The organism is Streptomyces sp. NPDC002324, from assembly GCF_053593335.1.
Genome location: NZ_JBSFCF010000018.1, coordinates 89,977 through 109,909, shown reverse-complemented (window position 1 = coordinate 109,909; position 19,933 = coordinate 89,977). Strand labels below are relative to the sequence as shown.

20 protein-coding genes and 1 pseudogene are annotated in these 19,933 nt (G+C 70.7%); 6 read left to right on the top strand and 15 right to left on the bottom strand.

Annotated features, from left to right (window positions below; all coding sequences use genetic code 11):
- Window positions 1-3 precede the first annotated feature (3 nt).
- Genes ACWCRJ_RS23620 through ACWCRJ_RS23605 form a run of 4 tightly spaced genes read right to left on the bottom strand, consistent with a single transcriptional unit; the run spans window position 4 to window position 3,043 of the window.
- On the bottom strand, window positions 4-1,344 hold the full coding sequence (locus ACWCRJ_RS23620; RefSeq protein WP_450941127.1) for an NADH-quinone oxidoreductase subunit D: 1,341 nt from the start codon (window positions 1,342-1,344) through the stop codon (window positions 4-6).
- On the bottom strand, window positions 1,341-2,117 hold the full coding sequence (locus ACWCRJ_RS23615) for an NADH-quinone oxidoreductase subunit C (protein ID WP_450941126.1): 777 nt from the start codon (window positions 2,115-2,117) through the stop codon (window positions 1,341-1,343). Before ACWCRJ_RS23615 ends, ACWCRJ_RS23620 begins: the two co-directional genes overlap by 4 nt.
- Window positions 2,114-2,668, bottom strand: coding sequence for a NuoB/complex I 20 kDa subunit family protein (locus ACWCRJ_RS23610; RefSeq protein ID WP_450941125.1), 555 nt, complete (start codon window positions 2,666-2,668; stop codon window positions 2,114-2,116). Before ACWCRJ_RS23610 ends, ACWCRJ_RS23615 begins: the two co-directional genes overlap by 4 nt.
- Before the next feature lie 15 nt (window positions 2,669-2,683).
- Entirely contained in the window at window positions 2,684-3,043 is a 360-nt protein-coding gene (locus ACWCRJ_RS23605; RefSeq protein WP_005476348.1) for an NADH-quinone oxidoreductase subunit A, read from the bottom strand.
- A 717-nt stretch (window positions 3,044-3,760) separates the two neighbouring features.
- On the opposite strand from ACWCRJ_RS23605, the gene ACWCRJ_RS23600 reads away from it, so the two are divergent.
- A complete protein-coding gene (locus ACWCRJ_RS23600; RefSeq protein WP_450941124.1) occupies window positions 3,761-4,597 on the top strand; it encodes a C40 family peptidase in 837 nt (278 codons plus the stop codon).
- Window positions 4,598-4,925: 328 nt separating this feature from the next.
- Here the strand turns inward: ACWCRJ_RS23600 and ACWCRJ_RS23595 are convergent, their stop codons facing one another.
- Complete coding sequence (locus ACWCRJ_RS23595; RefSeq protein ID WP_450941123.1) at window positions 4,926-6,218, bottom strand: geranylgeranyl reductase family protein; 1,293 nt, start codon at window positions 6,216-6,218, stop codon at window positions 4,926-4,928.
- A 145-nt stretch (window positions 6,219-6,363) separates the two neighbouring features.
- Between ACWCRJ_RS23595 and ACWCRJ_RS23590 the strand changes: the two genes are divergently transcribed.
- On the top strand, window positions 6,364-6,870 hold the full coding sequence (locus tag ACWCRJ_RS23590; RefSeq protein ID WP_046913400.1) for a GNAT family N-acetyltransferase: 507 nt from the start codon (window positions 6,364-6,366) through the stop codon (window positions 6,868-6,870).
- Window positions 6,871-7,016: 146 nt separating this feature from the next.
- On the top strand, window positions 7,017-7,340 hold the full coding sequence (locus ACWCRJ_RS23585) for a PASTA domain-containing protein (RefSeq protein WP_450941122.1): 324 nt from the start codon (window positions 7,017-7,019) through the stop codon (window positions 7,338-7,340).
- Window positions 7,341-7,416: 76 nt separating this feature from the next.
- Here the strand turns inward: ACWCRJ_RS23585 and ACWCRJ_RS23580 are convergent, their stop codons facing one another.
- The 3 genes and pseudogenes from ACWCRJ_RS23580 to ACWCRJ_RS23570 form a co-directional block, all read right to left on the bottom strand.
- Window positions 7,417-9,378, bottom strand: a complete 1,962-nt coding sequence (locus ACWCRJ_RS23580) for a zinc ribbon domain-containing protein (protein ID WP_450941121.1) — start codon at window positions 9,376-9,378, stop codon at window positions 7,417-7,419.
- Window positions 9,379-9,576: 198 nt separating this feature from the next.
- Window positions 9,577-10,275, bottom strand: coding sequence for a demethylmenaquinone methyltransferase (locus ACWCRJ_RS23575; RefSeq protein ID WP_450941120.1), 699 nt, complete (start codon window positions 10,273-10,275; stop codon window positions 9,577-9,579).
- Between the two features lie 66 nt (window positions 10,276-10,341).
- A pseudogene (locus ACWCRJ_RS23570) lies at window positions 10,342-10,484 on the bottom strand (acyltransferase family protein); the annotation flags it as partial.
- A 333-nt stretch (window positions 10,485-10,817) separates the two neighbouring features.
- On the opposite strand from ACWCRJ_RS23570, the gene ACWCRJ_RS23565 reads away from it, so the two are divergent.
- Window positions 10,818-11,858, top strand: coding sequence for a chitinase (locus ACWCRJ_RS23565; RefSeq protein WP_450941183.1), 1,041 nt, complete (start codon window positions 10,818-10,820; stop codon window positions 11,856-11,858).
- A gap of 38 nt (window positions 11,859-11,896) precedes the next feature.
- Here ACWCRJ_RS23565 and ACWCRJ_RS23560 read toward each other — a convergent pair whose 3' ends face one another.
- The 5 genes from ACWCRJ_RS23560 to ACWCRJ_RS23540 all read right to left on the bottom strand — a co-directional run bounded on the left by ACWCRJ_RS23560 (window position 11,897) and on the right by ACWCRJ_RS23540 (window position 17,331).
- Complete coding sequence (locus ACWCRJ_RS23560; RefSeq protein WP_450941119.1) at window positions 11,897-12,346, bottom strand: imidazolonepropionase-like domain-containing protein; 450 nt, start codon at window positions 12,344-12,346, stop codon at window positions 11,897-11,899.
- A gap of 7 nt (window positions 12,347-12,353) precedes the next feature.
- Window positions 12,354-13,553, bottom strand: a complete 1,200-nt coding sequence (mqnC, locus tag ACWCRJ_RS23555; RefSeq protein WP_450941118.1) for a cyclic dehypoxanthinyl futalosine synthase — start codon at window positions 13,551-13,553, stop codon at window positions 12,354-12,356.
- A gap of 115 nt (window positions 13,554-13,668) precedes the next feature.
- Complete coding sequence (locus ACWCRJ_RS23550; protein ID WP_450941117.1) at window positions 13,669-14,436, bottom strand: prepilin peptidase; 768 nt, start codon at window positions 14,434-14,436, stop codon at window positions 13,669-13,671.
- A 104-nt stretch (window positions 14,437-14,540) separates the two neighbouring features.
- Window positions 14,541-16,268 carry a serine/threonine-protein kinase gene (locus ACWCRJ_RS23545; protein ID WP_450941116.1) on the bottom strand — a complete coding sequence of 576 codons (1,728 nt, stop codon included), beginning with the start codon at window positions 16,266-16,268 and terminating at the stop codon, window positions 14,541-14,543.
- A gap of 217 nt (window positions 16,269-16,485) precedes the next feature.
- On the bottom strand, window positions 16,486-17,331 hold the full coding sequence (locus ACWCRJ_RS23540) for a menaquinone biosynthetic enzyme MqnA/MqnD family protein (RefSeq protein ID WP_005476378.1): 846 nt from the start codon (window positions 17,329-17,331) through the stop codon (window positions 16,486-16,488).
- A 380-nt stretch (window positions 17,332-17,711) separates the two neighbouring features.
- Between ACWCRJ_RS23540 and ACWCRJ_RS23535 the strand changes: the two genes are divergently transcribed.
- Window positions 17,712-17,915, top strand: coding sequence for a cold-shock protein (locus ACWCRJ_RS23535; RefSeq protein WP_007490911.1), 204 nt, complete (start codon window positions 17,712-17,714; stop codon window positions 17,913-17,915).
- A gap of 144 nt (window positions 17,916-18,059) precedes the next feature.
- On the opposite strand, the gene ACWCRJ_RS23530 is transcribed toward ACWCRJ_RS23535, so the two are convergent.
- Window positions 18,060-18,599: a DUF4115 domain-containing protein gene (locus tag ACWCRJ_RS23530; RefSeq protein ID WP_450941115.1), complete on the bottom strand. Its 540-nt coding sequence runs from the start codon at window positions 18,597-18,599 to the stop codon at window positions 18,060-18,062.
- Between the two features lie 309 nt (window positions 18,600-18,908).
- Here ACWCRJ_RS23530 and ACWCRJ_RS23525 point away from each other — a divergent pair, with 309 nt between their 5' ends.
- Window positions 18,909-19,418 (top strand): GNAT family N-acetyltransferase, encoded by a 510-nt coding sequence (locus ACWCRJ_RS23525; RefSeq protein ID WP_450941114.1) that lies wholly within the window; start codon window positions 18,909-18,911, stop codon window positions 19,416-19,418.
- Here ACWCRJ_RS23525 and ACWCRJ_RS23520 read toward each other — a convergent pair.
- A complete protein-coding gene (locus ACWCRJ_RS23520) occupies window positions 19,402-19,884 on the bottom strand; it encodes a hypothetical protein (protein ID WP_450941113.1) in 483 nt (160 codons plus the stop codon). The genes ACWCRJ_RS23525 and ACWCRJ_RS23520 overlap by 17 nt on opposite strands.
- Window positions 19,885-19,933 lie beyond the last annotated feature (49 nt).

Sequence of the window (19,933 nt, the reverse complement as noted above, 5' to 3'; positions counted from 1 at the left end):
TGGTCACCGGTCGACGCCTCCCATCACGGGGTCGATGGACGCGACGGCGACGATGACGTCGGCGACCTGGCCGCCCTCGCACATCGCCGCCATGGCCTGCAGGTTGGTGAAGGACGGGTCCCGGAAGTGGACCCGGAAGGGGCGGGTGCCTCCGTCGGAGACGACGTGCACCCCGAGTTCGCCCTTGGGCGACTCGACCGCCGCGTACGCCTGTCCCGGCGGGACGCGGAAGCCCTCGGTCACCAGCTTGAAGTGGTGGATCAGGGCCTCCATGGAGGTGCCCATGATCTTCTTGATGTGGTCCAGGGAGTTGCCGAGTCCGTCCGGTCCGAGCGCGAGCTGGGCGGGCCAGGCGATCTTCTTGTCACCGACCATGACCGGGCCGGGCTGTAGCCGGTCCAGGCACTGCTCGACGATCCTGAGGGACTGGCGCATCTCTTCGAGCCGGATCAGGAAACGGCCGTAGGAGTCGCAGGTGTCGGCGGTCGGGACGTCGAAGTCGTAGGTCTCGTATCCGCAGTACGGCTGCGCCTTGCGCAGGTCGTGCGGGAGGCCGGCGGAGCGCAGGATCGGGCCGGTGGCGCCGAGGGCCATGCAGCCGGACAGGTCGAGGTGGCCGACGTCCTGCATACGGGCCTTGAAGATGGGGTTCCCGGTGGCGAGCTTGTCGTACTCGGGGAGGTTCTTCTCCATCTTCTTCACGAACTCGCGGATCTGGTCCACCGCGCCGGGCGGCAGGTCCTGGGCGAGTCCGCCCGGCCGGATGTACGCGTGGTTCATGCGCAGGCCGGTGATCAGCTCGTAGATGTCGAGAATGAGTTCACGATCACGGAATCCGTAGATCATGATCGTGGTCGCGCCCAGCTCCATGCCGCCGGTGGCGATGCACACCAGGTGGGAGGAGAGCCGGTTCAGCTCCATCAGGAGCACGCGGATGATCGTGGCGCGGTCGGGGATCTCGTCCTCGATGCCGAGGAGCTTCTCCACGGCGAGGCAGTACGCCGTCTCGTTGAAGAACGGCGTCAGGTAGTCCATGCGCGTCACGAACGTGGTGCCCTGGGTCCACGTGCGGTATTCGAGGTTCTTCTCGATGCCGGTGTGGAGGTAGCCGATGCCGCAGCGGGCCTCGGTGACGGTCTCGCCGTCGATCTCCAGGATGAGCCGGAGCACACCGTGGGTGGACGGGTGCTGGGGGCCCATGTTGACGATGATGCGTTCGTCGTCGGACCGGGCGGCGGTCTCGGCGACCTCGTCCCAGTCACCGCCGGTGACCGTGTAGACGGTGCCCTCGGTGGTCTCGCGCGCCGAGGCGGCGGACTCGGCAGATGCGTGCTGCGTGCTCATGAGTACGACCTCCGCTGGTCCGGAGCCGGGATCTGGGCGCCCTTGTACTCGACGGGGATGCCGCCGAGGGGATAGTCCTTGCGCTGCGGGAAGCCCTGCCAGTCGTCCGGCATCATGATCCGCGTCAGTGCGGGGTGGCCGTCGAAGACGATGCCGAAGAAGTCGTACGCCTCGCGCTCGTGCCAGTCGTTGGTCGGGTAGACCGGGACGAGCGACGGGATGTGCGGGTCGGCGTCGGGGGCCGAGACCTCCAGGCGGATCAGCCGGTTGTGGGTGATCGAGCGCAGGTGGTAGACGGCGTGCAGCTCGCGGCCCTTGTCGCCGGGGTAGTGGACGCCCAAGACGCCGGTGCACAGCTCGAAGCGCAGGGCCGGGTCGTCGCGCAGGGTCCGGGCGACGCGCGGCAGGTGCTCGCGCTCGATGTGGAAGGTGATCTCGCCGCGGTCGACGACCGTTTTGTCGATCACGTTCTCGGGGACGAGGCCCTGTTCCTCCAGGGCGCCCTCCAGCTCGTCGGCGACCTCGTCGAACCAGCCGCCGTAGGGGCGGCCGGCCGCGCCGGGGAGACGGACGGAGCGGACCAGGCCGCCGTAGCCGGAGGTGTCGCCGCCGTTGTTCGCGCCGAACATGCCGCGCTGGACGCGGATCTCCTCACCGCCGTCGCCGCGCTGGCCGGGGAGGTTGGAGGCGGCGAGGTCCTTCTCGGGGTTCACCCCGTTCGAGCCGCCCGCATCCGGTCCGCCGGCACCGTTCTTGCCGTTCGCGTCGCTCATCGCAGCAGCCCCTTCATCTCGATGAGGGGGAGCGCCTTGAGTGCCGCTTCCTCCGCCTCGCGGGCCGCGTCCTCGGCGTTCACGCCCAGCTTGGACGTCTGGATCTTCTGGTGGAGCTTGAGGATCGCGTCCATCAGCATCTCCGGCCGCGGCGGGCAGCCGGGCAGGTAGATGTCGACGGGGACGATGTGGTCGACGCCCTGGACGATCGCGTAGTTGTTGAACATGCCGCCCGACGACGCGCAGACCCCCATGGAGATCACCCACTTGGGATTGGGCATCTGGTCGTAGACCTGCCGCAGCACCGGCGCCATCTTCTGGCTGACCCGGCCGGCCACGATCATCAGGTCCGCCTGGCGCGGCGACCCCCGGAACACCTCCATTCCGAAGCGCGCCAGGTCGTAGCGTCCCGCGCCCGTGGTCATCATCTCGATGGCGCAACAGGCGAGGCCGAAGGTGGCGGGGAAGACGGATGCCTTGCGTACCCAGCCCGCGGCCTGCTCGACGGTGGTCAGCAGGAAACCGCTCGGCAGTTTTTCTTCGAGTCCCATGGTCTTAAAGGCCCCTCAGTCCCATTCCAGGCCGCCGCGGCGCCAGACGTACGCGTAGGCGACGAAGACGGTGAGCACGAAGAGCAGCATCTCCACGAGCCCGAAAACACCCAGGGCGTCGAAGGTGACGGCCCAGGGGTAGAGGAAGACGATCTCGATGTCGAAGACGATGAAGAGCATCGCCGTCAGGTAGTACTTGATGGGGAAACGCCCTCCGCCGGCCGGCGTGGGGGTGGGCTCGATCCCGCACTCGTAAGCCTCGAGCTTGGCCCGGTTGTAGCGCTTCGGGCCGATCAGCGAGGCCATGATCACGGAGAAGATCGCAAAGCCTGCCCCGAGGGCTCCCAGTACGAGGATGGGCGCATAGGCGTTCACCGCTCCTCGCTCCTCTCAGTCGGCACTGACTGCTGGCGGATTGCGTCGGTCCTGATCACCGGCCCCACCGGTCCCACGAACTCCGCCCGTCCCGACGAAGATCGCGAACATGTGAAGCAGGTCACAAGCCCAACTGCCCCGCATCCTATGCCTGCCGGTCTGTGATCTGCGACACGGGGTGCGGCACCGAGTTTGTGATCTCCACCACCTGACGAACGATCATGATGTCGGACGCAGGTCGATCTTCATACCGGAAGCGCCAGACTGATCACCAGAAGTGACATTTTCGTTCGTTACCGCTGGTCACGCGGGGCGTCTCCATATCAAGAGATTTCCGCTGCATGCAAATTGGTGTTGGACGAGGCCGCTTGGTAGTGCGCGACGTTCACGCCCGGGAGGGAGTCCGGCGACGGATGTGGACGTGTGCACGCGTTCACGAGCGCCCGGGAGCGAGCCCTCCCGCGCGGGACGTCGCGTGGACGGGTGGCCGTTCTGTGACCTGTGTCACATGCAAGTGAGATCGAATCAACCAGCCTTGGCCACTCGCTGCGATCGATGGTAAGCGCAGGGCAATTCGGACGTATTCACGAAAGCGCATGATCACAGGCACAGTGGACCGTGTCCGCTATGCCCGTTACGGCGTCAATAAAGAGTGACGCACAGGGAATTTGGGGCCTCCGTTGAACAACTGTGGCGCAGCACACGTTTCTTGAAGGTATGGAGGAGTCGCTGGTACCGCTTGTACCCATGTCCCACACCGCTCACATACGCAGCCACCGGAAACCGCGCCGCAACGCGTCCTCGATCGCGATGCGCGCCGGAGTCGCCGGTGGCGTTCTCAGCACCGTGGCAGTGGCCGGCGCGTCCACGTCGGCTTTCGCGGCGGAGCCGGTGACGCAGACGCTCGAACTGCCCACCCTCACGGCCGACCTGGCCACGCAGGCCGCGCAGTCCGCGGACGCCACGCAGGCGATGGCGGCCGACTACCAGCTGCAGGCCGAGCGTGACACGGCCGCCGAACAGGCCGCCAAGCAGGCCGAGAAGGACCTGGTCAAGGCGAAGAAGGAAGAGGCCCGCAAGAAGGCCGCCGCCGAGGCCGAGCGCAAGGCCGAGGCCGAGCGTGCCGCGCGCGACAGCGAGCGGACCACCCTGACGACCAACTCGTCGACCACCACCACGACGACGACGGCGCCCGCCAGTGGCAGCGTCGGCACGGTCATCGCCTTCCTCAAGGCACAGCTCGGCGACGCCTACGTGATGGGCGCCACCGGCCCCAACGCGTGGGACTGCTCCTCGCTGGTACAGGCCGCCTTCAAGCAGGTCGGCGTGGACCTCCCCCGGGTCTCGCAGGACCAGTCGATGCAGGGCACCGAGGTCTCGCTGTCCAACCTTCAGGTCGGCGACATCCTGTACTGGGGCGCCAAGGGCTCCGCGTACCACGTGGGTGTCTACGTCGGGAACGGCCAGTACCTCGACGCGGCGAACCCCTCCAAGGGCGTCGTCATCCAGGACCTGTCCGGCTACCCCGCGACGGGCGCGGTGCGCGTGCTCTGAGGCCTCGCCTCCGCGCGGTCGCCCAGACGCTTTTTTCGAGAGGGCCGCTCTCCCCGAGGGGAAGCGGCCCTCCGGGCTGCCCTCAGGAAGGCCACAGAGGCCCCACAGAGCCGCTGTCACCCCATGCCGAGGGTCGCGGGCGGGCCCGGCCGCCGAACGGCCCCGTCGTCACGTCTGACGGGTTCCCGCGTCCGGGGCCGGTACACCTCGCGTGTCGCGCGGCAGGGGACGCCCGCATCGTCCGGCTTCGGGCGGCGGGCGCCGAGGCGGCCGGTGCGGGGCGGCCGGTGCGGCCACCCCGCTCACGCACTGGGGTGCCACACCCCGGTCACGCCTTCGGGGCCACCTTGCTCAGGCCGTTGATGATGCGGTCCATCGCGTCGCCGCCGGTGGGGTCGGTGAGGTTGGCCAGCATCTTCAGGGTGAACTTCATCAGGAGCGGGTGGGTGAGGCCCCGCTGTGTCGCGAGCTTCATGATCTTCGGGTTGCCGATGAGCTTCACGAAGGCGCGGCCCATCGTGTAGTAGCCGCCGAAGGTGTCCTTGAGGACCTGCGGGTAGCGCTGCAGGGCGAGTTCTCGCTGCCCGGGGGTGGTGCGGGCGTGGGCCTGGACGATGACGTCGGCCGCGATCTGCCCGGACTCCATGGCGTAGGCGATGCCCTCGCCGTTGAACGGGTTCACCATGCCGCCGGCGTCGCCGACCAGCAACAGGCCCTTGGTGTAGTGGGGCTGGCGGTTGAAGGCCATCGGGAGGGCGGCGCCGCGGATGGGCCCGGTCATGTTGTCGGGGGTGTAGCCCCACTCCTCGGGCATGGAGGCGCACCAGGCCTTCAGGACGTCACGCCAGTCCAGCTCCTTGAAGGCCGCGGAGGTGTTGAGCACGCCCAGGCCGACGTTCGACGTGCCGTCACCCATGCCGAAGATCCAGCCGTAACCGGGCAGGAGACGGTCCTCGCCCGGCCCGCGCTTGTCCCACAGTTCCAGCCAGGACTCCAGGTAGTCGTCGCCGTGGCGCGGGGAGGTGAAGTACGTACGGACCGCGACGCCCATCGGACGGTCCTCGCGGCGGTGCAGGCCCATCGCGAGGGACAGACGAGTGGAGTTGCCGTCGGCCGCCACCACCAGCGGGGCGTGGAAGGTGACTTCCCGCTTCTCGTCGCCGAGCTTGGCGTGCACGCCGGTGATACGGCCCGTGCGGTCGTCGATGATCGGCGCGCCCACGTTGCAGCGCTCGTGCAGCCGGGCGCCCGCCTTCTGGGCCTGGCGGGCGAGCTGCTCGTCGAAGTCGTCGCGCTTGCGGACCAGTCCGTAGTTCGGATAGGCGGCGAGATCCGGCCAGTCGAGCTGGAGACGGACGCCGCCGCCGATGATCCGCAGACCCTTGTTGCGGAGCCAGCCGGCCTCCTCGGAGATGTCGATGCCCATCGACACCAGCTGCTTGGTGGCGCGCGGTGTGAGGCCGTCGCCGCAGACCTTCTCCCTCGGGAAGCTGGTCTTCTCCAGGAGCAGCACGTCCAGTCCGGCCTTCGCCAGGTAGTACGCGGTGGTGGAACCGGCTGGCCCGGCCCCGACGACGATCACATCGGCGGTGTGTTCGGTAAGGGGCTGGGGCTCGGTCACGACGGGTTCTCCCCAAGTAGTAGAGGGTGCGAAGCAAAGCCTGCGGGCCGCCCGCGGGCCGGACGGCCAGAAAACATGTGCCGACAGGCGTCGGACATGGGCAGTCTATTCAGCGGTACCGATCATCGGCTGAAGGGCTGCCCCTGTGACCAGAGCTCTGCCCGACGTACGGCTGCGCGTCCCCACCGACGAGGACGCCTTCGCCTGGCACCGGATCTTCGACGATCCCGACGTCATGGAGTTCCACGGCGGCCGGTCCGCCGAGCTGTCCGTCTACGAGGAGCTCACCGCGCGCCAGCGCCGCCACGACGCCGAACACGGGTTCTGCCTGTGGACGATGCTCGACGAGGAGGGCCGGGCCATCGGCTTCACCGGTGCCCAGCCCTGGCCCCGCGAGTGGGGTCCGACCGGCGAGATCGAGATCGGCTGGCGGCTCGCCCGGGACCACTGGGGCAAGGGGTATGTGACCGCCGCCGCCACACAGACCCTGGAACGGGTGCGGGAGGCGGGCGTGGGCAGCGTCGTCGCCATGGTCAACGCCCGCAACGAGCGGTCCATCGCGGTGGCCCGGCGGCTGGGTATGGAGCTGGCGGAGACGTACACGACACCGGTCTCGCGGCAGGAGGGCCACTGCTACCGGCTGGCGCTGTGAGGGGCCACCTGTTCCACCTGTTCCATCTGTTCGAGATTTCGCCAACTCGTCACCCAGAGTAGCGGTTTGCCGCAGATTGCCACGCAGTGCTTCCGGTCGGACCCGCTCGGCGGATACTCTGCCGGTACCGCTGGGGGTGAACATCTGTGCGCATAACACCCAAGTCATCCGAAGTGCGTGTGCCGCGGTTCGTCGGCCTGATGGCCGTGGACGCGCGCGAGACGGCCGAGGCGGACGGGCTGACCCTCGTCGCGCCCGACCGGCCCGACCTCCGACTCGCCGCCGTGGACCACGTCGTACGGCAGTACCCGCCGCCGGGCGTGAAGGTGCCGCGCGGGGCCGCGGTGACGGTGTGGTTCGAGTCGGGCGACGACGGCGGCGGTGTGCGGGAGCCGCGCCGCGGTGGACCGCCGCCGGGGTTGCGCAGGGCCTTGGACGAGCCGGGGGATCCGTTCCCGGTTCTCCGGTAGCCCGGCGAGGACCCGGGTCCGGGGCTGCCCCGCGCCTCGACGGCGCGGGTCGCCGCCACTTCCCTCCGGACCCTCCCTACTTCTGCCAGAGCAGGATCGCCGCCGCCCCTCCCCCGCCGATCACGAGGGCCGCGACGATCGTGACGATCCAGACCAGGGTCCGGCTGCGGGCGGCCGAGGCCCCGGGTGCCCCGGGTGCCCCGGGTGCGACGTGGTGGTGGCCGAGTTCGACGAGCGGGGGCTCGTACGACGCCGAGGCCGGCGCCGGCGCGGGCGCCGGGGCCGGGACGGACGGCTGCTGCTGCTGCGGGACCCCGTGGGCCGCCGGGCCGCCGCTCGGCATGGCGGGGATCGGCGCGGCGATGACCGCCGTGCGTGCCCCGGCCATCTGGACCAGATAGGGCGCGAGGAAGGCGGCACCGAAGATCCACAGGAGGCCGAAGAGCAGCGCCTCGGGGATGTCGAGGCCCACGTCCACCTGGCCCGCGGCCGAGAACTCGCTGCTGAAGTCGGACGTGGCGGAGCCGGACGCCTCCATGCCGAAGCCGCTGACACCGGCGAGGAGGAGGAAGAGTCCGAAGAAGACCCCGGCGGCGAGGAGTTGCTCGCCGCGCCCCGAGGAGCGGCGGGCCGCCAGAACCCCGAGGGTCAGGGCGCACACCGCACCGAGCGTCAACGCCCCCACGACCGCCCAGGAGTTGACGGCGTCGCCCAGTTCGGAGAGCCCGAACGACTCGCGCTCGTAGCCGCCGCCGTACGGGCCGGACTCGACGAGCCCGTAGTCACCGGACGAGTCGCCGCCGCCGAACGACGAGTCGCTGCCCTGACTCGTACGGCCCGCCTCGCCCTGGACGGACGCGCCCCAGCCGAGGCCGAGGAGGTGGACGGCGAGGTTGGGCAGGACGAGCAGCACGAGGAGGAGCGGGTTGAGTTCCTCGTCCCATTCGCCCTGCCACTCGTCGTTCGCCGCGAGGACGACGAACGCGACGAGCGAGCAGAGGACGAGGACGATCGCCATGGCCCGTACGGCCGTCCCGGTCGCCCGGAACAGGGCCCGGGGGCCGGGGCGGACGGCCAGCCAGGCGGCCAGGTCGTCGCGTTGCAGCAGACCGGCCGAGACGGCGGCGGTGAGCAGCAGGGCGCCGAGGGCCGCGCGCCAGACCGATGTCGAGACCTCGACGACCGCGATCTCGGGCTCTCCGAACAGCGCGAGCAGCAGCACGGCGACCGTCACCAGCAGCGTGACCCGCACGGCCGCTTCGAGCCCGGCGGTACGGCCGCCACCGGGCACCGCCGCGGGCACCCCGGCGTACGTGCCGCCGTGACCGCCGGCGTGGGTACCACCCGGCACGCCGCCGTACGCACCACCGCCGTACGCACCGCCGTACGCGCCACCGCCGTACGCGCCACCGCCGTACGCGCCCCGCGTCACCAGGCGGGTGCGGAGCAGCCGTACGCCGATGAAGAGGGCGCCGACGAAAAGGGCGGTCACCGTGAGCGGGACCAGGGTCACGGAGAGGGCGCCCTCGGCGGACCGGAACTCGCCGGAGTAGTCGCCGCCGCCGGACTCGGAGATCTCGAAGCCACCGCCGAGGCCCTGGAGGAGGCCGGCGAGGGCGAGGCCGAGACGGTCGCCGAAGCCGACGAAGTCCCCTTCGTCCTGGCCGCTCTGGCCGTACGACGGGATGGCCAGGGCCACGGCCGCGAGGAAGAGGAGTCCGACCGGCCAGAGGGCGGCCAGGGCCGCACCTGCCCAGTCACCCCGGAAGGCCCGGCCGAAGAAGGCGCCGACGGGTGAGGGACGGGCGGGGGCGGGGGCGTACTCGGGCGGGGGCGGCGGCGGGCCGGGGGGTGCGCCCGGCGGGCTCGACGGAACCGCCGGTGGGGCGGCCGGCGGAGCGGCCGGTGGCGCCGGAGTCGCCCCGGTTCCCGCGCCGGGCGCCGCCGCCGGGACCGGCGGGCGTTCCCGTCCGCACTTCATGCAGAAGCGCGCCTCGTCGGGGCCGGGTGTTCCGCAGTGCGGGCAGTAGGACGTCATGCAACGCTCCGTAATTCAGAGAACTCGTGCCGTGAGGTGACGTGCTCAGGGGTCGCACCGGTGAGTCGTGAGACATCACCGGCGCGTACCGACGTATCAACGGACGGTAGTTTCTGTTGACCGGTTCCCGTCAACCGGATTCCCTCGCGGGCATCCCTCGTGCGGGTGAACCAGGAGTGTCGCGGGTGTCCTCGCGCCCTACGGGAGGGCCTTGAACCCCCGGTGCAGCGCGACGATCCCGCCCGACAGGTTGCGCCACGCCACCTTGTCCCAGCCGGCCTTCCGGAGCCGCTCGGCGAGACCCGCCTGGTCGGGCCAGGCGCGGATGGACTCGGCGAGATAGACGTACGCGTCGGGGTTGGACGACATCGCGCGGGCCACCGGTGGCAGCGCGCGCATCAGGTACTCCGTGTAGACGGTGCGGAACGGCGTCCAGGTCGGGTGGGAGAACTCGCAGATCACGACGCGCCCGCCGGGCCTGGTCACCCGGTACAGCTCGCGCAGCGCGGTGTCGGTGTCCTGCACGTTGCGCAGGCCGAAGGAGATGGTCACCGCGTCGAAGGTGTCGTCCTTGAACGGCAGCCTCGTGGCGTCACCGGCGGTGAACGGCAGCCAGGAGGTGCGCTCCTTGCCGACCCGGAGCATGCCGAGGGAGAAGTCGCACGGCACGACGTACGCGCCGGTCCGCGCGAAGGGCAGGGACGAGGTGCCCGTGCCGGCGGCGAGGTCCAGGATCTTCTGGGCGGGGCGCGCGTCGACCGCCTGCGCGACCTCCTTGCGCCAGCGCCGGTCCTGTCCGAGGGACAGCACGTCGTTGGTCAGGTCGTACCGTTTCGCCACTCGGTCGAACATCGAGGCGACTTCGTGCGGCTGCTTGTCCAGGGATGCGCGGGTCACGGGCCCATTGTGGCAGTACGGGCCGCACACCCACGCGGCGCCCGGCCCGACACCGGCCACCCGGCGTCACGGCAGCAGTCCCGGTTTCCTCCCCGCCGCCACGTCCTCCACCCAGCCGCAGAGCAGCACGAAGGCGCCGATCAGCAGCCGGCCGACGCCGAACATGAACCACTGGCCGCGAGGATCAGGGCGATCTCGTGCCACAGGTAGAACACGGGGCCCTCTGGGGCGAGGTTTTCGTTGGCGGACTCGGATTGCATATCCCCGGACATTGGGCGGGCATTGTTCGGGGAATTCCCGGCTTCTCTGGCGAAAGGCCCATGAGAAACGTCTGAACCCATCCGTTTCCTGAGAGAATCCGTGAACGAATGCGAAGCGGCCGGTGTTTGCCTTTGGGGGATACTCCTCGCCGATACGGGCACGTTTGCCCGATTGGCGAACCCTTTGTCGGTAGCCATTCCGTGACCGGCCTTCGGATCTGCAATCTTCAGAAAGCACACATGAAGCACAGCCGGGTGTGATTCATTTCCCTCGTGAGTACCGTGAGGAATTCCCTGAAACCGGTCGTCGCACTGATAGGCCTGGTGGCCCTGGCCTGTGCGGGTTGCACCGCGAGGACCGAGGGGCCCGCGTCCGCGCCGGGTGGTCCGTCGCGTTCGGCCACCGCCACCCCGTCGGTCACCGGGGAATCGCCCGCGAAGGCGTCCGGCACGTCCACGGCGTACGCGCCGTACGTGAGCGCCACCGACGCCTCCGGCCTCGACGACGCCGGGTCGGCCGCCGCCTACAACCTGGCGTTCGTGATCGCCGACGGCGACGCGTGCACGCCCGCGTGGAACGGCACGGAGGCCGTCGACGACGCGGCGGTGAGGTCCCGGATCGCGGCACTCACCGACTCCGGGGCGTCGGTGCGGGTCTCCTTCGGCGGGGCCTCCGGGCCGGAGCTGGCGGAGGTCTGCGACAGCGCGTCCGAGCTGGCCGAGGCGTACGGCGCGGCGCTGGACGCGGCCGGCTCGACCGCGGCCGACTTCGACGTCGAGGGCGACGCGCTGAAGGACTCCGGCTCCGTCGACCTGCGCTCAGCGGCGATCGCGCTGCTCCAGAAGGACCGCCCGGACCTCACCGTCACCTTCACCCTCCCCGTCATGCCCTCCGGTCTCGACGCGGACGGCGTGGCCCTGCTCGACTCGGCCAACGACCACGCCGTCCAGGTCACCACGGTCAACATCATGACCATGAACTACGCCAGTTCGTACGGCGGTGACATGGGCGGCTACGCGGAGCGGGCGGCCGAGTCGGCGCACGCGCAGCTGAGGGACGTCTTCGGCACGAGCGAGTCCACGGCCTGGGGGGCGTTGGCGCTGACCTCGATGCTGGGCGTCAACGACGTCGACAACGAGACGTTCACGCTGGAGGACGCGGCGCAGGTGCGGGCGTTCGCCGAGGACAAGGGGGTGGCCTGGGTGTCGATGTGGGCGACGTTCCGGGACCGGGAGTGCGGGGGCGGGGCCGACGACGAGCTGGTCGACTGCAGCGGGGTCGAGCAGACGGACGGGGCGTTCGGCGAGGCGTTCTCCGGGTGAGGCGCACCCCTGAGGACGCACTGCGGTGGCGCGGCCCCTCAGCGACGTCGGTGGACCAACCGCCCCGCGCACACCGTGGCCAGGCAGCTGCCGGAGTCGTCGAGGACCACCAGGTCCGCCCGGCCCTGCGCGACGATGGCCGGGCTGTGCGGCCGTGGCAGTACCCGCACGTGGTTGCGCTCGGCGGCGGAACGGAGTTCCGGGGTGCCCGCGTGCTGTTCCAGGACCGCCGTCGCGCCGGACTTCAGTACCGCGTGGACGCGTTCGCGCGGTGACGGGGCGTCCGGGAGCGGGTCCTCGTGCACCCGGCCGGGCCCGAGGACGCCGGGCCACCGCCGCACCCGGGCGGCCGGAAACCGCTGCCGGAGGTCCTCCGCCGGCCCCACGGCCTCGATCCGGGTGCCGTCCACCACGACGGCGCCGTCCTTGATCGGCTCCGGGTCGTCCCAGGTGCGCCGCACCTCGTCGGCGGCGTGAATCGTCAGCACAAGCGCCCTAGTTGGCGTTCAGCAGCTTGAGCTCGGGGTGGGCCGTGCCGCCCTCGATGGCCGTGGACGAGATGTGGGACATGACCCGCTCGTCGACGGGGTCGTTCGCCGGGTCGTCGTGGACGACGATGTGCTCGTAGGTGGTGGTCCGCTGGGCCGGGACACGGCCGGCCTTGCGGATCAGGTCGATGATCTCCATGCGGTTGGAGCGGTGCTTGGCACCGGCGGAGGAGACGACGTTCTCCTCCAGCATGATCGAGCCGAGGTCGTCCGCGCCGTAGTGCAGGGAGAGCTGGCCGACCTCCTTGCCGGTGGTGAGCCAGGAGCCCTGGATGTGGGCGATGTTGTCCATGAACAGCCGGGCGATGGCGATCATGCGCAGGTACTCGAAGAGCGTGGCCTGCGTACGGCCCTTGAGGTGGTTGTTCTCGGGCTGGTAGGTGTACGGGATGAAGGCCCGGAAACCGCCCGTCCGGTCCTGTACGTCACGGATCATCCGCAGGTGCTCGATGCGCTCGGCGTTGGTCTCGCCGGTGCCCATGAGCATCGTGGACGTGGACTCGACGCCCAGCCCGTGCGCGGCCTCCATGATCTCCAGCCAGCGCTCGCCGCTCTCCTTCAGCGGGGCGATGGCCTTGCGGGGGCGCTCGGGAAGCAGCTCCGCGCCGGCGCCGGCGAAGGAGTCCAGACCGGCCGCGTGGATCCGGGTGATCGCCTCCTCCACGCTCACCTTCGAGATCCGGGCCATGTGCTCGACCTCGGACGCGCCGAGGGAGTGGATGACCAGCTGCGGGAACGCCTTCTTGATGGCCGCGAAGTGCGTCTCGTAGTACTCCACCCCGTAGTCCGGGTGGTGGCCGCCCTGGAACATGATCTGGGTGCCGCCCAGCTCGACGGTCTCCGCGCACCTGCGCAGGATGTCGTCGAGATCGCGTGTCCAGCCCTTGTCCGTGGCCTTCGGCGGGGCGTAGAACGCGCAGAACTTGCACGCCGTGACGCACACGTTCGTGTAGTTGATGTTCCGCTCGATGATGTACGTCGCGATGTGCTCCGTGCCCGCGTACCGTCGCCTGCGCACGGCGTCGGCGGCGGCGCCGAGCGCGTGCAGCGGGGCGTCGCGGTAGAGGTCGAGCGCCTCCTCTGGCGTGATCCGCCCACCCTCGGCGGCACGGTCGAGAACGGACTGGAGATCGGCCTTCTCGGTCACCGGGGGCGTCCCTTTCATGAGGGTTGAACGGACCGGGCCAGCCTACGCCAGGGCCCGGGATCACCCGACGTCAGCCCGTCCGGCTGTGGACGACTCAGGGGACGGGGAGTTCGCCTCAGGCCGCGTACGCCTCCAGCAGCAGCCCTGCGTACGCGCCGGCGATCATGAACGGCCCCAGGGCGACCAGCTGTCCGCGTACGGCGCGGCCCCGGGCCGCCAGGACCAGGGTGTACGCGCTGCCGATGAGCGCGCCGGCGAACGTGCCGAGGTACAGCGCGCCCCAGCCGTACCAGCCGAGGACGGCGCCGAGGCCCAGGGCCAGTTTCACGTCGCCGAAGCCGAGGGCGACGGGTCTGATGAGGAAGAAGAGGAAGTAGAAGCCGCCGAGGACGAGTGCGCCGTAGGCCGCCGTGCGCCACTGGCCCGCGTGCTCGGGGACGAACGCGACCACGCCCAGCAGGGTGAGGGCCAGGGCCGCGAAGGGGAGGGTCAGGGGGTCGGGGAGGCGCTGGGCGCCGAGGTCCACGAGGGCGAGCAGGATGCCCAGGGGGGCGAGGAGCAGCCATACGGCGAGTTCGGGGCGGGGGCCCGTGGCCAGGGCGAGGGTGGCGCAGACGAGGGCGGTCGTGGTGGCGACGGTGGGGGTGCGGGGGCCGTAGGCGCAGGTGGGGGGTGGGCCTGTGGGGGCTGTGGTGCAGCGGGCGAGGCCCAGCCAGCCGCCCGCCGTGCCGGTGATGCGGTGGCCGGCGGGGCACGTGTGGTGCCAGGGGGTGTCCTCGTCGGTCGTGAGGCGGTAGGCGGGGCGGGGGAGCAGGGTGCCCGCGGCCGCGCCCCAGAGGGCGGCGGCCAGGGTGAGTGCGATCAGCCAGGGGTCCGGATCCACGGGGGCAGCCTATGAGGGGGTGGGCTCGGGGTGAACCGGGGTGATCTCGCCCCCGCCACCCCGGACCAGCCCCGCCCCCCGGACGAACACCCGGGCCACCGCCCCTACTTCACCTTCGCCAGACGCGCCGTCGGGTTGCCCGCGTCCTTGTTGGTCGAGGTGTAGTCGAGTTCCTCGCCCACGGGGGTGAGCGTGATCTCGTGGGTGTTCCTGGTGCAGGTGCCGGGGTTGTTCTTGGTGTCGGCGATGCTCGTGGCGACGATGTTCTTGTCGGTGACCTTCTTGAGGACGAGCTTGTCGTCGCAGGTGCCGCCGAGAAGGTCGACGGAACGGAACGTGCCCAACGGGTCGCCGGGCGAGGCCTGTTCGAGGGTGATGGTGAAGGTGCCGGCGGGGAGGCTGCCGGAGAGGGCGTAGCCGTCGCCCTCCCAGGTGCCCAGGTACTTCCCGGGCAGCTCGCCCGGCGCGTCCCCCGGCGCCTCCGTGTCCTGGTCCCGCTCGCTCGGACTGGCCTCGGCCGACGGCGCCTTGGTCGCCGTGTCGCCCTTCTCGTCCTCGCCGTTCAGTATCCCGAGCCCGACCAGCGTCCCCACGCTCACCAGCGCGAACGCTCCCGCGATCGCCAGGGCGACCGAGCAACTCACCTTCCGGCCGCGCCCGTTCGCCGCGCTCGTGGACGCGGCCGCCACGCTCAGCGACAGCTTGCCCGGCGTCGGCGGCGCCGTGTCCGCCACCGAGACGTCGGACCGCTGCCCCGGCACGTGCGTCACGGGCGGCGCGTGCGAAGGCATCACCGGCGGCGGCCCGAACACCCCGCTCGCGGCGGCCGCGTCGGCCTTCGCCTCGCCGGTCGGCATTCCCACCGCCGACTCCCCCGTCCTCACCGCCCCCACCGACGGGCTGCTGAACCCCACCGGGCCCGACGGGACCTCCTCCACCATCTCCAGGTTCAGCAGCTGCACGGCGCTGCGGCCCACCTGTTCCACCAGCGGCCCCGGCAGCCAGCCCGCCGACACCAGTCGGGCCGCGCCCTGGGGGGCCAGGGCGCGGGCCACCTCCTCGGGGGCCGGGCGGGCGGCGGGCTCCTTGGACAGACAGCGCTCGACCAGGTCGCGCAGGTCGCCCTCCAGACCGTCCAGGCGCGGCGGCTCGTGGACGACCTTGTAGAGGAGGGCGGCGGAGGAGTCACCGGGAAAGGGGGACTGACCGGTCGCGGCGTACGCGAGGACCGCGCCGAGGGAGAAGACGTCGGCCGCGCCGGTGATGCCCTTGCCGAGGATCTGCTCCGGGGACATGTAGCCGGGGGAACCGATCGACACGCCCGTCGAGGTGAGCGAGGCCGTGCCGTCCGTGGCGCGGGCGATGCCGAAGTCGATCAGGAGGGGGCCGTCGACCGTCAACAGCACGTTCGACGGCTTCACGTCGCGATGGACCAGGCCCAGCGCGTGCACCGCGACCAGCGCTTCCGCCAGGCCCGCGCCCAGGACCCGTACCGAGTGCGGGGGCAGGTGGCCGCCGTCCGCGATCGCCGCCGCGAGGGACGGGCCGGCCGCGTAGCCCGTCGCCACCCACGGGACCGGTGCCTCCGGGTCCGCGTCCAGCACGGGGGCCGTCCAGGAACCGCCCACACGGCGGGCCGCGTCGACCTCGCGCCGGAAGCGGGCGCGGAACTCCTCGTCCAGGGCGAAGTGCGGATGCACGATCTTGACGGCGACGGTACGGCCGCCCGCGCTGCGCCCCAGATAGACCCGGCCCATCCCGCCGGACCCGAGCCGGCCGAGCAGCCGGTAGGGCCCCACGACCGTGGGCTCGCCGACATCGAGCGGTTGCATGGGCGGCACCTCCCCCGTACGTCTCGCGCGCCACCCCGTACGGTCCCGTACGAACTCTCCTCGACGCACGACTCCCCAGAAGCCTAGTGCCGTACGCCCGAAGGGGAATGCGAACGTCGGGGGCCGATCGGCGGCGGTCGCACGGGCCTGTCCCACAGAACGCGGAATACGTCGATCGAAACTCCGGGAAGTTCGCCGGGACTTCGAGGGGAAATGTTCAGGAAAGCAGGTCGACCTTCACGTCCGCCGGAAATCCGGTGGTCGGGCCGACCCGCCGCGCGAACTCGGCGACCGCGCTCAGCTGGGGTCCGCCGAAGCGGAAGTCGAGGGTGGTGAAGTACCGCTCCAGGACCCGCTCGTCGAAGGCCTCCCAGCGGGCGGCCTGCTCGGCGACCTTGGCCACCTCGGTCAGGGACAGGTCGCGGGAGGCCAGGAACGCCTCGTGCACCTTGCGGGTGACCTCCGGCTCCCGCTCCAGGTAGTCCCGCCGCGCCGCCCACACCGCGAAGACGAACGGCAGCCCCGTCCACGCCTTCCACATGGCGCCCAGGTCGTGCACCTCCAGGCCGTAGTTCGGGCCGTCGAGCAGATTGGCCCGCAGCGCCGCGTCCCCGATCAGCACCGCCGCCTCCGCCTCACGCATCATCAGCGGGAGGTCGGGCGGGCAGGTGTAGTACGAGGGCTGTACGCCGACGCTCTCGGCCAGAAGCAGTTGCGCCAGGCGTACGGAGGTGCGCGAGGTGGAGCCCAGCGCGACGCGTGCGCCGTCCAGGCGGTCCAGCGGCACCTGGGAGACGATGACGCAGGACATCACCGGGCCGTCGCAGCCGACGGCGATGTCGGGGAAGGCGACCAGGTCGTCCGCGTTGCGCAGGAACTCGACGAGCGTGATGGGCCCGATGTCGAGGTCTCCGCGCACCAGCTGCTCGCTGAGCTTCTCAGGGGTGTCCTTGGTCAGCTCGAAGTCGAGGAGCGTGCCCGTTCTCGCGAGCCCCCAGTACAGGGGCAGGCAGTTCAGGAACTGGATGTGGCCGACGCGCGGCCGGTTGCGAGAATTGTCCACATCGCGAGGCTAGCCCTCATGGGGTACGGTGCGGGCTCCGGGGGCCGGGAGGGGCTCCCGAAACCGGATGTACACCCTGTGTCAACGCTTTCGACGGCGTGTCGCCAGTGGGGCCGGTGGTGCGGAAGAGGCGATGCGTCAACCCGCGAGTCGAGCCGATCAAACATCCGGGTGACGTGATCTTGCCCTCTATTGCATTCCCCTGCCTGCGTGCTAGGCTCGCCGCAAGTTGCAGTTTGGTTTCCCTTGCAGTACAGAGCCTGCGGAGCATGTAACCGCGGGCTCTCGTCGTTTTCAGACGTATGCAGTTGTGCGGCATCTTGTTTTCACACTTGCAGGGTTCTGGAGCAGGGCAAACCCTTTGGGCCCAAGGAGGGCTTATGGCTACCGGAACCGTGAAGTGGTTCAACGCCGAAAAGGGCTTTGGCTTCATCGCCCAGGAAGGTGGCGGACCGGACGTGTTCGTCCACTACTCCGCCATCAATGCGAACGGCTTCCGTTCGCTGGAGGAGAACCAGCAGGTCTCCTTCGACGTGACGCAGGGCCCGAAGGGCCCGCAGGCGGAGAACGTCACCCCCGTCTGATCGAGGGATGCCCCTCTGACGACGTCTGAGAGCAGTACCCAAGGAGCCCCTTGCCTTTCGGCGAAGGGGCTCCTGCCTTTTCCCGGCGCCGGCTGTCCGGGCCGGCGCTCCCGGGTTCGCCGAGGCCGGTCGTCCCTGGTGGGGTCAGTCGTCCTTGGTATAGGTCAGACGGACCACCTTGCCGGGGGCGAAGTCGCGGTCGATCCTCTTCCCGTTCACGACGAGGCGGAGGGCGCTCGCCTCGCCGAGGACCAGGTCGATCGACTCCTCGGCGGAGAGTGCCTTGGTCTCACCCGGTTGGAGCAGTCCGTCGTAGAGAAGTTCGCCGGCCGAGTCCTTCGCCGAGACCCAGCTCCGGCCGTCCTCGGCGGTGACACGGACCGTGACCTCGTTCGCGCCGTCCCGCGCGCCGGCGCCTTCCGAGGACTCACCGGCCGCCGAGGAGATCGGCCCGTGGGGCGGCGACGCGCCGGTCGTCCCGTCCCGGTTCGCCACGTACACTCCGGCGGCGACGAGCACGCCCACGATGAGCAGGGCGACGAGGGCCGCGACCGGTCCGCGCGAGCGCGTGGGGCGGACCGTGCCCGTGCCTCCCGTACCTCCCGTGCCTCCCGTGCCGTCTCGGCGTTCGACGCTGTCGACGTCGTCGCTGCCGCTCCGTGGCAGATCCGCTCCCGACTCCACTGCTGCCGGCCTCCCCCCGTGCGACACCGCGCACTCTAGGACGGCGCGGGACGAGGGACCGTTCCCGAACGGGCCGGGGAATCAACGGGCCCTGGGAGTCAGGGCGAGGACGGAGCGGGGTGGTCAGCGCGAGGGACGGCCGTCGCCGGAACGGCTGCCCCGCGGTTCCTCCAGCATCCGCCGCAGCCGGACGCCCCGCCCCAGGTCCGGGTTCGAGGCCCTTGGCCACGAAGAGGGCCCCGCGTCCCCCGGGCCTCCTTCCTCGCGAACTGCCTTACTCGCGGGCCGGGTCGGCCGTAGCCTGCCCGCATGATCGATCAAGGTTTGGTGGACGGGGTGGGGCGGCGGATCACCCTGCACGAGGTCGACGACGAGAACTGGCGGGCCGTCGCGGACGTCGCTCCCCTGGACGGCCAGCGGCGGTACGTTCCGGCACTGGCCGCTCGATACCTCCTGCTGTCCCTCCGCGAGGGCGTGTGGAACTCGCTCGCGGTCCGCGCCGACGACACCGTGGTGGGGCACGTCATGTGGGGGCGGGACGAGGACGGCTCGTACTGGGTCGGCGGGATGCTGATCGACGGTGCCGAGCAGGGCAGGGGGGTCGGGCGGGCGGTGGCGCGGACCCTGCTGCGCCGGCTGGCGGACCGTCCGGACTGTACGGTCCTGCGCCTGTCGTACCACCCGGAGAACACCACCGCCGAGCGCCTGTACACCTCGCTGGGGTTCGTTCCTGTGCCCTCCTGTGAGGGGGACGCGGACGACGAGGTGGTCGCCGAGCTGTCCGCGGCGTCGGTCGGCCGGGTCAGCGGCGCTCCTTGAAGTGCGTGGCCGTGAAGAGCGCGGCGGTGGCGCAGGCCACTGTCCCGGCGAGGACGAACAGCCCGCCGTCGTCGCCGGGCGGGACCAGCGGCATGTCCCGGCCCAGCATGCGCACGAACACCCACGCGTAGGTCCACCCGGCCACGCCGAGCGCGGCGAACGCCAGGGCGACCTTGCCGTTGGCGGAGGTGGGCAGGGAACGGATGCCGTCCAGCACCCGTCGTGCGTCCAGGGCCTCGGCCTCCGGCCGCCGCTGGCGCTGGTGGAGACCGAGGAGCAGGAAGGCGGCGGCGTAGACGGCCCAGCCGGCGAAAGACAGGTGGTCCGCGAAGGGGTCCCCGTCGCCCGGCTCTCCGAAGGTCCGGACTCCGGACCAGCTCCAGAGTACGGCGGCCAGGAGCATGGCGGCCGCCGAGAGCCGGCCCCACTTCGAGGACAGCAGCTGCGTCATGCGTCTTCGTTCCATGTGACCGCACGGTATCGACTGCGTCCGCGCGTACGACAGGCCGTTGCGC